This is a genomic window from Variovorax gracilis (assembly GCF_030317115.1).
Taxonomy (GTDB): domain Bacteria; phylum Pseudomonadota; class Gammaproteobacteria; order Burkholderiales; family Burkholderiaceae_C; genus Variovorax; species Variovorax gracilis.
The window spans coordinates 877,066-892,295 of record NZ_JASZYF010000001.1 but is presented as its reverse complement, the minus strand read 5'-3'; the positions used below and the strand labels follow the sequence as shown (position 1 = coordinate 892,295).

The 15,230-nt window shown below is 67.2% G+C and carries 13 protein-coding genes; 4 read left to right on the top strand and 9 right to left on the bottom strand.

Annotation, left to right across the window (positions count from 1 at the left end; all coding sequences use genetic code 11):
* Nucleotides 1–22: 22 nt before the first annotated feature.
* Nucleotides 23–1,201, bottom strand: a complete 1,179-nt coding sequence (locus QTH97_RS04220; RefSeq protein WP_286566797.1) for a restriction endonuclease subunit S — start codon at nucleotides 1,199–1,201, stop codon at nucleotides 23–25.
* Nucleotides 1,198–2,850, bottom strand: a complete 1,653-nt coding sequence (locus QTH97_RS04215; RefSeq protein WP_286566796.1) for an HsdM family class I SAM-dependent methyltransferase — start codon at nucleotides 2,848–2,850, stop codon at nucleotides 1,198–1,200. Before QTH97_RS04215 ends, QTH97_RS04220 begins: the two co-directional genes overlap by 4 nt.
* Before the next feature lie 152 nt (nucleotides 2,851–3,002).
* Here QTH97_RS04215 and QTH97_RS04210 point away from each other — a divergent pair, with 152 nt between their 5' ends.
* Complete coding sequence (locus tag QTH97_RS04210; protein ID WP_286566795.1) at nucleotides 3,003–3,938, top strand: M14 family metallopeptidase; 936 nt, start codon at nucleotides 3,003–3,005, stop codon at nucleotides 3,936–3,938.
* Between the two features lie 25 nt (nucleotides 3,939–3,963).
* On the opposite strand, the gene QTH97_RS04205 is transcribed toward QTH97_RS04210, so the two are convergent.
* Nucleotides 3,964–5,766 (bottom strand): glutamine--tRNA ligase/YqeY domain fusion protein, encoded by a 1,803-nt coding sequence (locus QTH97_RS04205; RefSeq protein ID WP_286566794.1) that lies wholly within the window; start codon nucleotides 5,764–5,766, stop codon nucleotides 3,964–3,966.
* 136 nt (nucleotides 5,767–5,902) lie between these two features.
* Between QTH97_RS04205 and QTH97_RS04200 the strand changes: the two genes are divergently transcribed.
* Nucleotides 5,903–6,244 (top strand): hypothetical protein, encoded by a 342-nt coding sequence (locus tag QTH97_RS04200; RefSeq protein WP_286566793.1) that lies wholly within the window; start codon nucleotides 5,903–5,905, stop codon nucleotides 6,242–6,244.
* A 94-nt stretch (nucleotides 6,245–6,338) separates the two neighbouring features.
* On the opposite strand, the gene QTH97_RS04195 is transcribed toward QTH97_RS04200, so the two are convergent.
* Genes QTH97_RS04195 through QTH97_RS04170 form a run of 6 tightly spaced genes read right to left on the bottom strand, consistent with a single transcriptional unit; the run spans nucleotide 6,339 to nucleotide 10,592 of the window.
* Complete coding sequence (locus QTH97_RS04195) at nucleotides 6,339–7,169, bottom strand: LytR/AlgR family response regulator transcription factor (RefSeq protein ID WP_286566792.1); 831 nt, start codon at nucleotides 7,167–7,169, stop codon at nucleotides 6,339–6,341.
* Entirely contained in the window at nucleotides 7,166–8,236 is a 1,071-nt protein-coding gene (locus tag QTH97_RS04190; RefSeq protein WP_444813367.1) for a sensor histidine kinase, read from the bottom strand. The genes QTH97_RS04195 and QTH97_RS04190 overlap by 4 nt, the downstream gene beginning before the upstream one ends.
* A gap of 49 nt (nucleotides 8,237–8,285) precedes the next feature.
* Nucleotides 8,286–9,320, bottom strand: a complete 1,035-nt coding sequence (locus QTH97_RS04185) for an alpha/beta hydrolase family protein (RefSeq protein WP_286566791.1) — start codon at nucleotides 9,318–9,320, stop codon at nucleotides 8,286–8,288.
* A complete protein-coding gene (locus QTH97_RS04180) occupies nucleotides 9,317–9,598 on the bottom strand; it encodes a 2TM domain-containing protein (protein WP_286566790.1) in 282 nt (93 codons plus the stop codon). Before QTH97_RS04180 ends, QTH97_RS04185 begins: the two co-directional genes overlap by 4 nt.
* A 19-nt stretch (nucleotides 9,599–9,617) precedes the next feature.
* On the bottom strand, nucleotides 9,618–10,136 hold the full coding sequence (locus QTH97_RS04175) for a DUF6622 family protein (RefSeq protein WP_444813366.1): 519 nt from the start codon (nucleotides 10,134–10,136) through the stop codon (nucleotides 9,618–9,620).
* Nucleotides 10,137–10,178: 42 nt separating this feature from the next.
* Nucleotides 10,179–10,592 carry a DUF2306 domain-containing protein gene (locus QTH97_RS04170; RefSeq protein WP_286566789.1) on the bottom strand — a complete coding sequence of 138 codons (414 nt, stop codon included), beginning with the start codon at nucleotides 10,590–10,592 and terminating at the stop codon, nucleotides 10,179–10,181.
* A gap of 218 nt (nucleotides 10,593–10,810) precedes the next feature.
* Here QTH97_RS04170 and QTH97_RS04165 point away from each other — a divergent pair, with 218 nt between their 5' ends.
* Together QTH97_RS04165 and QTH97_RS04160 are read left to right on the top strand one after the other, a co-directional pair.
* Nucleotides 10,811–12,079, top strand: coding sequence for an efflux RND transporter periplasmic adaptor subunit (locus QTH97_RS04165; protein WP_286566788.1), 1,269 nt, complete (start codon nucleotides 10,811–10,813; stop codon nucleotides 12,077–12,079).
* 10 nt (nucleotides 12,080–12,089) lie between these two features.
* Nucleotides 12,090–15,206, top strand: coding sequence for an efflux RND transporter permease subunit (locus QTH97_RS04160; RefSeq protein WP_286566787.1), 3,117 nt, complete (start codon nucleotides 12,090–12,092; stop codon nucleotides 15,204–15,206).
* Nucleotides 15,207–15,230: the final 24 nt, after the last annotated feature.

Here is a 15,230-nt window from a genome sequence, read left to right as displayed (position 1 = left end):
GCGCTTCAGCACCCGTCGCGGCTCAGCCGAAGGTCCGCGCCAGCAGGGAGTGCATCGTCGTCTCGATCCCTTTCAACGCCTGCGCCTCGTTGGCGAAGTTCGCCATTGCGGCCTCCACATGGCGCGCGAAACGCTCCTGCTTCTCCATCGGCGGGAGCATCACCGTCAGCGCCTTCAGATCCTGTTGATTGAGGCTCGACTGGTTGATGGCCCGCTTGGCGTTGAGTTGGAAATGGCGTCGCGTCCGGTTGGTCTGAAGCGCGGCAAAGACGTAGCGGGGCAACGCGCGTTCGCGGTCTATCACGAGCCGCATCATGTTCGACTCGAACACCGTCGGCTCCGCGAGCGCCGGGATGAGCACGCTCTTGCCCAGGTGCTCGGGGCTGTTGACGCGATTGACCAGGATGTCGCCTTCGTCCAGCCCATAGCGGCTCACTTCGTCGTCGTCGAGTTGCAGTCGCTTGAGCAAGGACGGGTCGCCGAGTTCGCCGTCGCGAAAGGCGTCGATGCGCACGATGGGTGTGCCTGTGCCGTAAGCCGACTTGTGCTTGTACAGGCCGTTCTGTGGATTGAGCTTCAACAGGCTTTCGAGCGCCACGACGGGCCAGCCCTTCGGGTTGGTCGTGGCGTCGCCGAAGATGTCGAAGAACAGCGCTGGAACGACCTGCGTCGTCATCTCGCGGATCTCGCGCCGCAGCCGGATGATGCCTTGCGCGCAGAGCAGCACGTCGACGAGCTGTCGCTGCCTCTTCAGGTCGGGCAGCGGCAACGTCTGGTCCAGGATGCTCGAATCGGACACCGCCGGGTACAACGCCCCCGTCGCGAGCTTGCTCACGCCGCGAACGAAGCGGTCGGAGCGCACGAAGAAGTACAGGTACTCGGGCAGCACGCGCGGCGTCGCGCGCAGCACGCAGAAGGCCGTGCTGGCGACCTCGCCGTCGAGTGACTCGGGCACCAGAGCGACCGCGTTGAGGTTGGGGCGCACGGTGGAGACCAGCACGTCTCCGGTGCGCATCAGCTTTCGTGCGCGGCTCGGAGCCTCGGCGCCCAGCAGGGTGCGGGCGCCGGTGATGATCTTCTTCTTGTTGTCGACGGCGGCAACGTCGACGTAGGTGAATGGGTCATTCGGCCAGGCGGACGGGTTCATCGTGCCCGTTTTCGCCTCGACCACCTCCCGCAGCGCCACCCATGGCGCAGTCATCCATCCAGCTCCGCAACCATTGTCCGAAACGCTTCCATGTCCTTGGCTGCCTCCAGTTGCTTGGCGATCATGTCGTCGATCACTTCCAGCGGTTTCCGATGTTCGGCCTGCGCTTCGCTCAAGGGCCGGTAGCGGCTCGCCGACAAGTTGTAGTCATTGGCGCGCAACGTGGGCGCGTCGGCGAACCACCATTTCTCGTCCCACTCGGCCGCGGGCTCGCGCGCCTCCCACCGAGCCAGCGATTCGTCGCGCCGTGCGTAGGCATTCGCCAGCGGGGGCAGGTCATCCTTGTCGGTGGGCCTGTCGTGATTGGCGTCGAGTGCGTAGCCGTCCTGCTCGACATGCAAGAACAGCACGTGCTCCGTCTGCCCGCTCTTGCGAAAGAACAGCACCGAGGTCTTCACGCCGGAGTAGGGATGGAACACGCCGCCCGGCAGGCTCATCACTGCATCGACCCGGTTGTCTTCAACCAGCTGGCGGCGCAGCGCCTGGTGTGCTGCCGAAGAGCCGAACAGCACGCCCTCCGGCACCACGACGGCTGCGCGGCCTTCGGCACGCAGGCTGTCGAGCACGCACTTGAGAAAGAGCAGTTCGGTGCTGCTGGTGCCGCCGACCCGCACCTCCTCGGCAATGCGATCCTTGTCGATACGGCCGGAGAAGGGCGGATTGGCCAGCACCGCGTGGAAGCCATCGGGGGGCAGGCCCAGCTCGGCCTTCTGGTCGTCGTCGAGCACGCTGGTCAGCACGTTGCGCTGCAGGATTCGAACGTTGGCAAGCCCGCGCAGCGTGAGGTTCATGGTCGCGAGCCGGACCATCTTCGGATCGACGTCGTTGCCGAAGAAGGTCTGGTCCCGCAGGACGGCAAGGTCGTCCGGCGTGAGCTGGTCGCCCAGGCCGCGCCGCTGGTTCTTGCCCTCGACTTCGGCGTCCACGATGGCGTCGGGCGAAGAGTGAGCGAGGCGGATGTGGTTGTAGGCGGCCACCAGGAAGCCCGCGGTGCCGGCGGCCGGGTCGTAGATGGTCTCGCCAATGGTCGGGTCCACCATCTCCACGATCGCGCGGATGATGTGGCGCGGCGTGCGGAACTGGCCCAGCTCGCCCGCCTGCCGGATCTGTCGCAGTACGTGTTCGAACAGGTCGCCCTTGGTATCGGAATCAGCCTCGGCCAGCCCGAGTCCGTCCACCAGTTGGACGACCTGGGAGAGCACCGTCGGTTCGTCGATGCTGAGGCGGGCGCCACGCATGAAGTCATGCGCGCCGGCGGCACCGATCTCTGCAAAAAAGGGAAACACCTCGTCGCGCACGAAGTTCACCAGTGCGCTACTGGACAGCTCCCGGGCCCAGGCCGACCAGCGGAAGCGGTTGCGCGGAATGGTCGACGTGCCGGTCTGGACGCCGGGTGTCGCGAACATATTGCCGTCGCGGGCGGAGTGAAGGTGGGCGTTCGTCGAATTCCGCAGCGTCCAATCGCCGCTGAAGACACTTGCGTACGGCTCGTCGAGAGCCTCGGCGCGCATCCGGTTTTCGTCGTCGATGCTTTCGTGGAGACAGAAGAAGAAAAGGAACGACAGTTGCTCCGCGTTGCTGACGGGGTCTGGGTAGCCGCCGCCGAACAGGTAGTCGCGAATCTGGTCGATCGACCGTCGCATTTCAGCGGTCAGGGGCATGGGAACGGGGTGGGCGAGTGCGCATGGGTGAGCCCACGAGTCTACGAGGCAAATGGCCGGCCGACGCCCGGTCGAGAGCTGCGGCAAACTCCGAGGATTCGGCCTGGCCGTCCTTCACAGAGAAAAATCCGCCCGTGACGCAGAACCCGCCCGATCTGGAAGTCCTCCCACGCGACATCTCCGCCTACCGCGAAGGCAATGTCGGCATCGACTACGTGCACCGCTTCGAATCCGGCAAGCCTGGGCCGCACGTGCTGATCAACGCCTTGACCCATGGCAACGAGATCTGCGGCATGGTCGCGGCGACCCATTTGCTGGACACCGGCGCGCGCCCGAAGATCGGGACGCTGACAGTGAGCTTTGCCCACGTGGAGGCCTACAACGCCTTCGATCCCGAGCGGCCGCACGAGAACCGCCAGATCGTGCACAACCTCAACCGCGTGTGGTCCGACGAATGGCTGGACGGGCCGGACGAGAGCCCCGAATTGCGCCGCGCGCGCCAACTGCGCCCGGTGGTGGCGGCGGCGGACCACATCCTCGACATCCACTCGACGAGCCAGGACGTGGTGCCGTTCTGGGTCTATCCCGCCTTCGATCGCAATGCCAGGGTGGCGATGGCGATCGGGCTGCCTCCCGTCCATCTGGTGATGCCCAGCGGCCTCGGGTCAGGAACGCCGCTGATCCAGCATGGCCTGCATGCCGGTCCCGATGCGCCCGGTGCCGCGATGGTGGTGGAGTGCGGCCAGCACTTCAAGCAGGCTGCTGCCGATCTCGCCACCGAGGTGACCTTGCGCTTCCTGGCGCACTTCGGCCTGATCGACAAGGATCCTGCGACGCTCGCGCCCGAAGCGCAACGCCGCTTCGAGCTGCTGCAGACGCACGTGATCCAGTCCGAGGACTTCCGCTTCGTGCGCCCGCTGGTCGGCTTCGAAACCTTTGCGAAGGGGGAGCTGATCGCCAACAACGGGCCGGACGAGATTCGTGCGCCGTGTGACGACTGCACGATCTTCATGCCGGCGCAGCGGGCGATCGTGGGGCGAGAGGCGGTCTACCTGACGAAGCCGCTGTAAGCGCCCGACCCGGGATTGCCGGGGATCACTTTCCCCAGCTGTCCCTCATCCCCGCCGCTCGATTGAACACACGCTGACCCGAATTGCCGGCGCGGGCGTCAAGCACGAAGTAGCCATGCCGCTCGAACTGGAAGGGGGCGCCTTCCGTGGCCTCGGCCAATGAAGGCTCCACGTAGGCCACCGTGGTAAGCAGGCTCTCGCGATTCAGCTCTTCGAGCAATTCGCCGCTGCCGGGCTGTGGTGCCGCGAACAGCCGCTCGTAGAGCCGCACCTCGGCCTGCAGCGCATCCGCCGCGGCCACCCAGGTGATGTTGCCCTTGACCTTGATGGCGTCGGCGCCCGGCGTGCCGCTCTTGGTGTCGGGCACCAGCCTGGCCTGTACTTCGACGAGCCTGCCGTCCGCGTCCTTGGTACCGCCCGTGCACTCGATGACGTGCCCGTACTTGAGCCGCACCTTGTTGCCAGGAAACAGGCGAAAGAAGCCCTTGGGCTGCACTTCCTCGTAGTCGGTGCGCTCGATCCAGACCTCGCGGCCCAACTTGAAGCTGCGGCGGCCCATCTCGGGGTGATGCGGGTGGACGGGCGCAGCGCAATCGTCCAGCACGCCGTCGCCGCCCATGAGTTCGCCCCAGTTCGTGATGACCAGCTTCACCGGGTCCAGCACCGCCATGGCGCGCGGGGCGATGGGGTCCAGCGTGTCGCGCAGGGCGGCTTCGAGGCTCGCATAGTCGATCCAGCCGCCCGACTTGGTCACGCCCGAGCGTTCACAGAACAGCTTGAGCGCATCGGGCGTGTAGCCGCGGCGGCGCAGCCCGGCGAGCGTGGGCATGCGGGGGTCGTCCCAGCCGTCGACGTGGCCTTCCTCGACCAGCTGGCGCAGCTTGCGCTTGCTGGTGATCACATGTGTGACGTTGAGGCGCGCGAACTCGTACTGGCGCGGATGCGGCGTGGCGATCAGGCCGCCTTCGGCGAGGCGGTCGAGCAGCCAGTCGTAGAAGGGGCGCTGGTCTTCGAACTCCAGCGTACAGAAGCTGTGGGTGATCTGCTCCAGCGCGTCCTCGATCGGGTGCGCGAAGGTGTACATCGGGTAGATGCACCACTTGTCGCCCGTGTTGTGGTGCGTCGCACGGCGGATGCGGTAGAGCGCCGGGTCGCGCATGTTGATGTTGGGGCTGGCCATGTCGATCCTGGCGCGCAGCACGGCGGCGCCATCTTCGAGCTGGCCGTCGCGCATGGCGCGGAAGCGCTCCAGGTTCTCTGCCGGCGTGCGGCTGCGGAAGGGGCTGTCGGTGCCGGGCGTGTTGAAGTCGCCGCGGGTGGCGCGGATCTCCTCGGCGCTTTGTTCATCGACATAGGCGAGGCCGGCGCCGATCAGGTACTCGGCCGCGCGGTACATGAAGTCGAAGTAGTTGCTCGCGAAGTAGACGTGCTCGTCGGGTTCGCCCGGCTGGGACGGGTTGTCCGCCAGCACGGTGTCGTAACCCAGCCACTTCACCGCATCGCGAATGGCGTCGACGTATTCCTGCTCTTCCTTCTCCGGATTGGTGTCGTCGAAGCGCAGGTGGCAAACGCCGCCGTATTCCTTGGCCAACTCGAAGTTGAGCCAGATGCTCTTGGCGTGGCCGATGTGCAGATAGCCGTTGGGCTCGGGCGGAAAACGCATCCGCACCTTGGCCGGGTCCTGCATGCCCTGTGCGTGGTGGGCGGCGTCGCCCGGGGAGCCGCCCCACTTGCGGCTGGAATAATTGCCTTGCTCGAGGTCGTTTTCGATCACATGGCGCAGGAAATTGCTTGGCTTGGCGGTGTCGTTGTCTGCAGGGGAAGTCATCCACTCATTCTAGGTGGCGCTCCAGCGGGGTTACTTTTGGCAACCTTCTTCACAGAGCGGCGTACACCGTCTTGACACTTGGCGCGTTCAATACAGACATGGGCGGCCAACACCCGCCCCTACAGGAGTTCAAATCATGAGCGTCACTCGTTCCACTCTTTTCAAATGGGCTGCCGCCGGGGCGGTCGCAGTGGGCGCACTGTTTGCCACGGCTTCGGCGAGTGCCGGCAACGTGGCCTGGTCGGTCGGCGTCAATGTGCCTGGCGTCGCGGTCGGCGTGGGTGCGCCGTACTATGCGCCGGCACCCGTCTACTACCCGCCGGCACCGGTGTATTACGCGCCGCCGCCCCCGGTCTACTACCGCCCGGCCCCCGTCTACTACGGCCCGCCGCGGGGGTACTACGGTCCTCCGCGCGGCTACTACCGTCCGGCCCCGGGCTATTACCGCTCGCACGGCTACCGTCGCGACTGGCGCTGAGCCGAATCCGTCGCTTGCTGTCACATGACGAAACCGGCCCCTCGCAAGGGGGCCGGTTTTTTCTTTGCGCGTCCGCTTTGTGCCTACTTTGTACTTACATGGCGCGGAAAAGATGCGCGTAAAGCCGGCTGACGGGAATCTTCTCGGTACGGCCGCGCAAGTTCAAGTGTTGCTTTCCGGCATCGTCGCGATGGACGGACTCGATCGCCTCGCTGCGCACCACCACGGCGCGATGAACCTGCCAGAAGACATTGGGATCGAGTTGCGGCAGCAGTTGTTTCAGCGGCGTGCGGATCAGGTATTCGTGCGTGGCGGTCAGCACGCGGACGTACTTGTCGGCGGCTTCGAAGTACTGCACCTCGTCGATGGGCACCATGCGCACGCTGTTTCCGGATGATCCGGCCTCGCTGGCGGCAATGAGCTTGAGCGGCCCGCCGGCGCCCGCCGATGGCGTGCCCTGGGCGGCGGCGGCGAGCATCTGGCGCCACTGGACGAGCGTGCTGGCGAGTACATCGTCGGCCGGCAGCGAGGGCGATCGCGATTCCAGCGCCTGCCGCAGCCGGCCCACGGTGCGTCGCAGCCGATCGGGCTGCACGGGCTTCAGCACGTAGTCGATGGCCTGGGCATCGAAGGCGCGGGCGGCGTATTCGTCGTAGGCGGTCACGAAGACCAGTTGCGGCATCGGCGCCTCGTCCACCGGCCAGGCGTCGGCGAGTTCGGCGGCAACGCCCAGTCCGTCGAGGGCCGGCATGCGGATGTCGAGGAAAAGCACCTGCGGCAGCCGTTCCAGCGCCTCTCGCACGGCGCTGCGGCCATCGCCCACGGTGGCGACGATCTGAAGCTCGGGCCAGGCGGCGGCCAACTCGGCGCGCAGTGCCTGGGCCAGCAACGGTTCGTCTTCGGCAATGAGGGCGGTGGGTGTCATGTCGGCAACGGAAAAGTGATCTTGGCGCATGTCCCGCCCGTGGCGAGCGGGCTCATGGTCATCGAGCTCTGCGCGCCGTACACCGTGGTCAGCCGCTCGCGCACCTGGGCGACGCCGAATCCACCGGGATCGGCCTCGGCTGGCGCAGGCGCGTTGCCGATGCCCACGCCGGTGTCGCTCACTTCGATGACGAGCAGGCCGCCATCGCGCCGAGCGCGCACGGTGATCTCGCCGCCTTCCACTTGCGGCTCCAGGCCGTGGCGGATGCTGTTCTCGACCAGCGGCTGCAGCATCAGCGGTGGCACGAGCACATCGCGCAGGTTCTCGGGCAGGTCCAGCGTGTAACGCAGCCGGTCGCCCATGCGCACCGACATCAGTTCGAGGTAGTCGCCAAGGCGGTCGAACTCGGCGGCGAGCGGATGGGCCAGCGCGCGCGAGCCGCCGAGGGTGACGCGCAGGTAGCTGTTAAGGCGGTCGAGCATCGCCACGGCGCGTTGCGGGTCGGTCGTAATCAGCACGCGAAGATTGGCCAGCGTATTGAAGAGCATGTGCGGCTCGAGTTGCGTTTCGAGCAGCTTGAGGCGCGCATCGGCCGCATCGCGCTGGGCGAGGGCGATCTCGCCTTCGAGGTACTTGCTCTTGCCACGGCTGTAATAGAAATAGCAGATCGCGATCCCTGCGACGCCGGTGATGACCAGGGTCGAGGCGAACTTGTGCGGTGCGAAAGTCCAGAACTCGAGCAGCGGCGCACCGGTCCAGGCGTCGCCGATGGCGTTGCCGCCGAGAAATCCGGCGGTGATCCCGACCAGCACCAGCAACACTCCCTTGATGCCGTTCGGCCAGAGTTTCCTTGGGTCGGGGCTCAGCATCAGCCGCCCGACGTCGATGACGAGCCAACTGATCATGCCGATCGAGAGCGAGTAGACGAACTGCGCTCCCCAGGCCCCTCGCCCCGAGATGGCGAGCGCAGTGGCGATGAGGGAGGAAAAGAGCGCGGTGGTCAGTGCGTGCCGCAGCAGGTCCACGCCGTTCTCGCGCGTCATGTTGCGTCGGAGGGTAACGATCACGAGATGTCTCCGGCGCCTGGCGCGCCGCGCAGGTGGGGCCACAGCTCTGTCATGGCAGCAGATTCTGGATGAAGAAGTCCCGCATGGCGGCGTGGACGCCGTCGAGCGCGCGCCGGTCGAAGCCGGGCGGGTCGTTCAGCAGCCGTGCGGCTCGCGGCGGAAGGTCGGGTGGTGGGGGCGAGAGGATCGAGCCGTGGCCGCCATCGGCCAGGTCCGCGACCAGCACGCAACCGGCGCAGACTGCGCGCACGGCGTCGATGTGCCAACGCGGCGCGAGCCAGGCGTCCTGGCCGGCGCGCACCAGGCCGAGCGGGATGCGCGGAGACGCCAGCGTCGACATGTCGATCGGCGCCGCCATCGGCACCGCGGCCACCGCGACGGCGATGCGCGGATCGGTCCATCCTTCGAGCGTGGTCTCGCTGTCGAACTTCGAATGGATCACCCGGCGGGCCACGCTCATGCGGAGCGCATCGAGCGGCCCGCCCGTGAGTTCGGTGCTCAGCCCGACGCAGGTCGGGAAGTCCTCCGCGAGGTGGGCTTCGCAGTGCCGTGCGAGGAGTGCTGGGGACCAGCGTGCGCCGGCCAGCGTGAGGGCGGTGAGCCCGCCGGCGGACATGCCGTAGATGCCGACGCGCTTCAGGTCGAGCAGCGGCGCAAAGCGCGGATCGGCCGCCATCGCATCGATGGCCTGGGTCACCTCGTGCGGCCGGTGTCTCCACGACGCCGGGCCGACCGCGCTGTGGTCGTGCCAGTTGTCTCCGGCGTGCTCGGGCATGGCCACCGTGAAGCCAGCCGCCACCAGCAGTTGCGTCAAGTCCGTGTGCACCCAGGGCGAGCCGCCCGAGCCGTGCGAGATGACGATCAGCCGGCGGATGCCGGCGGCAGGCGCCGCATCGACGGCGACGTTCACGGTGAAAGGTCCGCGTCGCACCGGCGTGGCCGGCTCGGTGGTTGGGTAGAAGACCGTGACGGGTCCGGAGTCCGCGGGCGCGGCCAGCACGGTGAGCCCGGTGGCTGCCTGCGCGGCTGAAACCAGCGCACAGGCCGCGGCCATTGCCAGCCGGCACCAGGTCGAGGCCTTCACCACGGCTCTCCCTTGGCGCCGGCGAGCCGGGCGCGTTCGCGCTCCACCATTCGCTCCAGGAGACGGCCGCCGGGCGCGAAGAGCCACACGGCCGCCCCGTGCAGCGCGAGGCCAAGTCCCCAGCCCAAGGCCGGGTAGATCGCCCATCCATGGCCGCTGCCCAGTGAAATGGCGACCAGCAGCAGGTTGACCGTGATGTACGCCGCGGCGTGGATGAACCAGCCGATCTTGGCCTTGGCGCGGCGGCGCGCCAAGCGGTCGATGTCGTTGGTAGGCATGGTGAGGCTCCTTCGGATGTCAGACGGCGAGCGTGGCGCGATCGGACTGGAACGCCAGGCGCCACAGCCGGATCGCACGGCCCACGAAGATACCGGTGAATACGCCATAGAGCGCACTGATTCCGACCGCGAACGACACCTGGTGCGCGAGTTCCGGGTGCATCGCGAGGAGCACGCCCACGACGTACTTGGTGAAGAAGATGCCCATCATCAGCACCATCGGGACGGCGCTGCCGGCAACGTGGAACCGGCGCGTCGCCGTGTCGTAGCGCGTGCTGGCGGGCAACGCGCGTTGAGTTACCAGGCCGAGGAGCGCAAAGGCCGTTGCAGCCCAGGCCAGCAAGGCCATCGGCGAGTCGCCGAAGACGGAGGCGACACCGTAGACCGACAGGCCCGTCATCACGACGGGCAACAGCGTCACGCGCACGAGGCTCACGCTGCCGGCCAGCAATTGCTTGGCGCCGAGCCAGACCAGGGTGGCGAAGAGCGCGAACACCCACTTCGGCGTGTGGAAGAGGATCTGGGTCAGCATGAGCATGGTGGTTCTCCGTGCGGGGGTTCAGATGGGGGACAAAAGGATTCAGGCGAGGCCCAGCCACTGGCCCCACAGGATCTGGCCGAGATAGCGGCTGGGCAGCAGCGTGAAGCCGCCGGCCACGATGCAGGCGCTGACATAGGTCACCTGCATCGAGATTCGATGGCTGCGGACGTCGCCCTTGGCGAGCTTCCAGAAGGCGCGCGTCAGCCCGAAGAAGACCAGAGGCACCAGCAGGTGCACCGGTGTGTAGCCCGCGATGTTCGGCAGCCTGAAATCGCGGATGAAAAGGGCCGACACCGCGGTCATGACCATCAGCGTGACCCACGCGTAGCCGAGCGCCCGGTGAAGCCTGGGGCGCTGCGTGCGGCCGCGGCGTGCCCACAGAACGAAGGGCCCGAGGACGAGGGCGCTTGCGGCGGCGGTCAGGTGGACGGCGATGATCGGGGACATTTGCATGGCGGGCTCCTGGATCGATGGGCGGACTGTGCCGATCGCTACCGAAGCCCGCCACGCCCATGCGACGAACTGCTTCGGGGCGGCGCCAGTTGCATTCCGCTGTCGCCAGACGCAGTACGCAACGCCGGCTTTACCGAGGCTTTACGGTTGGGAGGTGCTGGGCGCTACGATTCGGCGCTCCACTACGGGCCTGCTGCCCATCTCTGCCCAACTCACCGATGTCGTCTCCCATCCCCGAGCCCACCCCGACCGCCCATCCCGCCCCTCGGGCTCCCTCACGCCGGCGCCGTTGGCTGGGCAGCCTGCTGGCGCTGCTGGTGGTCGTGGGGTTGGCGTGGGGTGCCTGGTACCTGATCAAGCGCTCCGGCGAGCCGACCGGCGGCCGCGGCGCCTTCGGGGGTGCGAGCTCCACGGTCGGCCATGCCGCTGCGCGCCGGGCCGAGTTGCCGATCGTCATCGACGCGTTGGGCACGGTGACGCCGCTGGCAACCATCACGCTCCGGCCGCAGGTGGGCGGCGTGCTGACCGAGGTGCTCTACACGGAAGGCCAGTCGGTGACCAAGGGCCAGTTGCTGGCCCGCATCGACCCGCGCCCCTACGAGCAGGCGCTGATGCAGGCCCAGGGTACCCGCGTGCGCGACGAGGCCTCGCTCGAGGCGGCGAAAGTCACTCTGGCGCGCTACCGTACCCTGTTGAGCCAGGACTCGATCGCCCGGCAGGACGTCGACACGCAGGCGGCGCTCGTCAAGCAGCTCGAGGGCACCGTGATCACCGACCGCGCCGCCGAGGCCGCCGCCAAGCTCAACCTCGACTACACGCGCATCACCGCGCCCGTGACCGGCCGCATCGGCTTGCGCACGGTCGATCCCGGCAACATCGTCACCGCCAACGCGACCACCGGCATTGCCGTCATCACCCAGATGAACCCCATCGACGTGCAGTTCGCCGTGCCCCAGGACCGCGTGCCCGACATCCAGGCGCAGCTTGCCAAGGGCGAGCCGCTGACGGTCAAGGCGCTCGACCGGGTGCGCACCGCGACGCTGGACACCGGCGTCTTCTCCACGCTGGACAACGTGGTCGACACCAGCACCGGCACCGTGCGGGCCAAGGCCCGCTTCGCCAACGCCGGCACGCCGCTGTTCCCGAACCAGTTCGTCAACGTGCAGATGACCCTGCGCACGGTCAACGCGATCGTGGTGCCGGTGACGGCGGTGCGTACCGGCCCCAACGGCAACTTCGTGTACGTCGTCAATGAGGACCGCACGGTGTCGATGCGCACGGTGAAGCGCGGCGAGTCCACGGTGGACGTGGTCGCGATCATCGATGGGCTGAAAGTCGGCGAGGACGTGGTGACCGAAGGCGGCGACCGACTGAAGGACGGCGCCCGCGTGCTCCTGCAAGGTGACAACCCCGCGGCGCAGCGCCCGGCGAACGGCCCGCGCACGGCGCGCGGCGAAGGCAACAGACGCCAGCGTCCCCCGCAGTGAGGGTGAACGAATGAGCCCGTCGAAGCCATTCATCGAGCGGCCCGTCGCGACGGCGCTGCTCATGCTCGCGATCGTGCTCGCGGGCCTGGTCGGATTTCGCTTCCTGCCTCTGGCGGCGCTGCCGCAGGTCGACTATCCGACCATCCAGGTGCAGACGCTCTATCCCGGCGCCAGCCCGGAGGTGATGAGCCGCACCGTGACCGCGCCGCTGGAGCGTCAGTTCGGCCAGATGGCCGGCCTCGACCGCATGAGCTCGACCAGCGCCACCGGCGTGTCGATCGTCACGCTGCAGTTCGCGCTCGACCAGACGCTCGACGTCGCCGAGCAGCAGGTGCAGGCGGCCATCAACGCCGGCGGCTCGCTGCTGCCGGCCGACCTGCCGGCGCCCCCCGTCTACGCCAAGGTCAACCCCGCGGATGCGCCCATTCTCACGCTGGCCGTGAGTTCCGAGACCATGCCGCTGACCGAGGTGCAGAACCTCGTGAACACCCGGCTCGCGCAGAAGATCAGCCAGGTCGGCGGCGTGGGCCTGGTGTCGCTTTCGGGCGGGCAGCGCCCGGCGGTGCGCATCCAGGCGAACACGAACGCGCTGGCGTCGGTCGGCATCGGCCTCGACACCTTGCGCACCGCGATCGCCGCGGCCAACGCCAACAGCGCCAAGGGCAGCTTCGACGGCCCGAAGCGCGCGTACACCATCAATGCCAACGACCAGCTCGTCACGGCCGCCGACTACAAGAACCTGATCGTCGCGTGGAAGAACGGCGCGCCCGTGCGCATGACCGACGTGGCGCGCGTCATCGACGGCGCGGAGAACACCCAGCTCGGCGCCTGGGCGGCCGTGCATTCGAGCGCGAAGACGGGCGAGCAGGACGGCCGGCTGTACCCGGCCATCATCCTGAACGTGCAGCGTCAGCCGGGTGCCAACGTCATCGGCACGGTCGACGCCATCAAGAAGCAGTTGCCCGATCTGGAGGCTTCGCTGCCCGGCTCGCTGAAGGTCGAGGTGCTGAGCGACCGCACGACCGGCATTCGCGCATCCGTCAGCCACGTCCAGCTCGAACTGGCGCTCGCCGTCGTGCTGGTGGTGCTGGTCATCTTCTTCTTCCTGCACAGCCTGCGCGCGACCGTCATCGCCAGCATCGCCGTCCCCATTTCGCTGATCGGCACCTTCGGGCTGATGTACCTGCTGGGCTACAGCCTCAACAACCTGAGCCTGATGGCGCTGACCATCGCGACCGGCTTCGTAGTGGATGACGCGATCGTGATGATCGAGAACATCGCCCGCTATCTGGAGAAGGGAGAGCCGCCGTTCCAGGCCGCTCTCAAGGGCGCGACGCAGATCGGCTTCACCATCATTTCCCTGACGGTCTCGCTGATCGCGGTGCTGATTCCGCTGCTGTTCATGGGCGACGTGGTGGGGCGCCTGTTCCGCGAATTCGCGGTGACGCTGGCAATCACCATCCTGATTTCCGCCGTGGTCTCGCTCACGCTGGTGCCCATGATGTCGGCGCGCTGGCTCAAGCCGGAGGCAGAGGAGGGCGGCCGCTTCGGGGCGAGCGTTCAACGCTTCTTCGATCGGGTGATCGCGCGCTACGACATCTGGCTGCAATGGGTGTTCCGCCACCAGTCGCTGACGATGGTGGTGGCGCTGCTGACGCTGGCCTTGACGGTGCTGCTGTACGTTGTCATTCCGAAGGGGCTGTTTCCGACGCAGGACACGGGGCAGCTCAAGGCGCGGATCGAGGCGGCGCAGGAAGTCTCGTATGCGCGCATGGCCGAGCTGCAGCAGTCGGCCGCCAACGCCATCCTCGCCGACCCGGATGTGCAGAGCCTGAGTTCGGTCGTGGGTGTGGATGCGGCCAACAACACGGCGCTGAACACCGGCAGCATGCTGATCAACCTGCGCCGCGACCATGATGCCCAGGCCGCGGTGATGCAGCGGCTGCGCGAGCGGGTGCGCAGCAGTGTGGCGGGAGTGACGCTGTACCTGCAGCCGACGCAGGACTTGACGATCGATGCCGAGACCGGCCCGACGGAGTTCCGGGTGTCGCTCGAAGGGGTGGACACGGCGACGGTGAACGAGTGGGCGCGCAAGCTGGTCGAGCGTCTGCGCAGCGTGCCGCAGGTGCGCAATCCGACCACGGATGCGGGTGCTCAGGGGCTGGCTGCCTATGTAGACATCGACCGGAACACGGCGTCGCGCCTGTCGGTGACGGCCAGTTCGGTGGACGATGCACTCTACAGTGCGTTCGGACAGCGGATCGTCTCGACGATCTTCACCGAGACCAATCAATACCGCGTGATTCTGGAGGCGCAGCGCGAGGCGCTGGCATCGCCGGAGGGACTGGGCAATCTCCAGTTGCGCACGGGTGCAGGCACGCCGACGCCGCTGTCTTCGCTGGCGACCGTGCGGGAGCAGTTCGCGCCCTTGCAGGTGACGCGCGTGGCGCAGTACCCGGCGGCGACGGTGGGCTTCGATACGGCGCCGGATGTGGCGCTGGGCAAGTCGGTCGCGGCGATCCGTGCGGCGGCGAAGGACATCGCCATGCCGGCCAGCGTGAGCATGACCTTCCTGGGCGCGGCGGGGGCTTACGAGAAGTCGCTGACCAACCAGCTATGGCTGATCCTGGCGGCGGTGGTGTGCGTGTACATCGTGCTGGGGGTGCTGTACGAGAGCTACATCCACCCGCTGACCATTCTCTCCACACTGCCATCGGCGGGGGTCGGTGCCTTGCTGGCATTGATGGTGACGGGCAATGACCTGGGGGTGATCGGGATCATCGGGATCATCCTGCTGATCGGCATCGTCAAGAAGAACGCGATCATGATGATCGACTTTGCGATCGACGCGGAGCGGAATCAGGGGAAGGGGCCGGTGGAGGCGATTCACCAGGCTGCGCTGTTGCGGTTCCGGCCCATCCTGATGACGACGCTGGCGGCTTTGTTTGCCGCGCTGCCTCTGATGTTTGGATGGGGCGAGGGGGCTGAGCTTCGGCGGCCTCTCGGCCTGGCGATCTTCGGCGGGCTCGTTGTCAGTCAGGTGCTGACCTTGTTCACCACGCCTGTGATCTATCTGGCGTTTGATCGGATGGGGCAGAGGTTTGGGCGGCGGGGGGTGGCTGCGTGATGGGCTGCCTGCTCTCTGGTGACG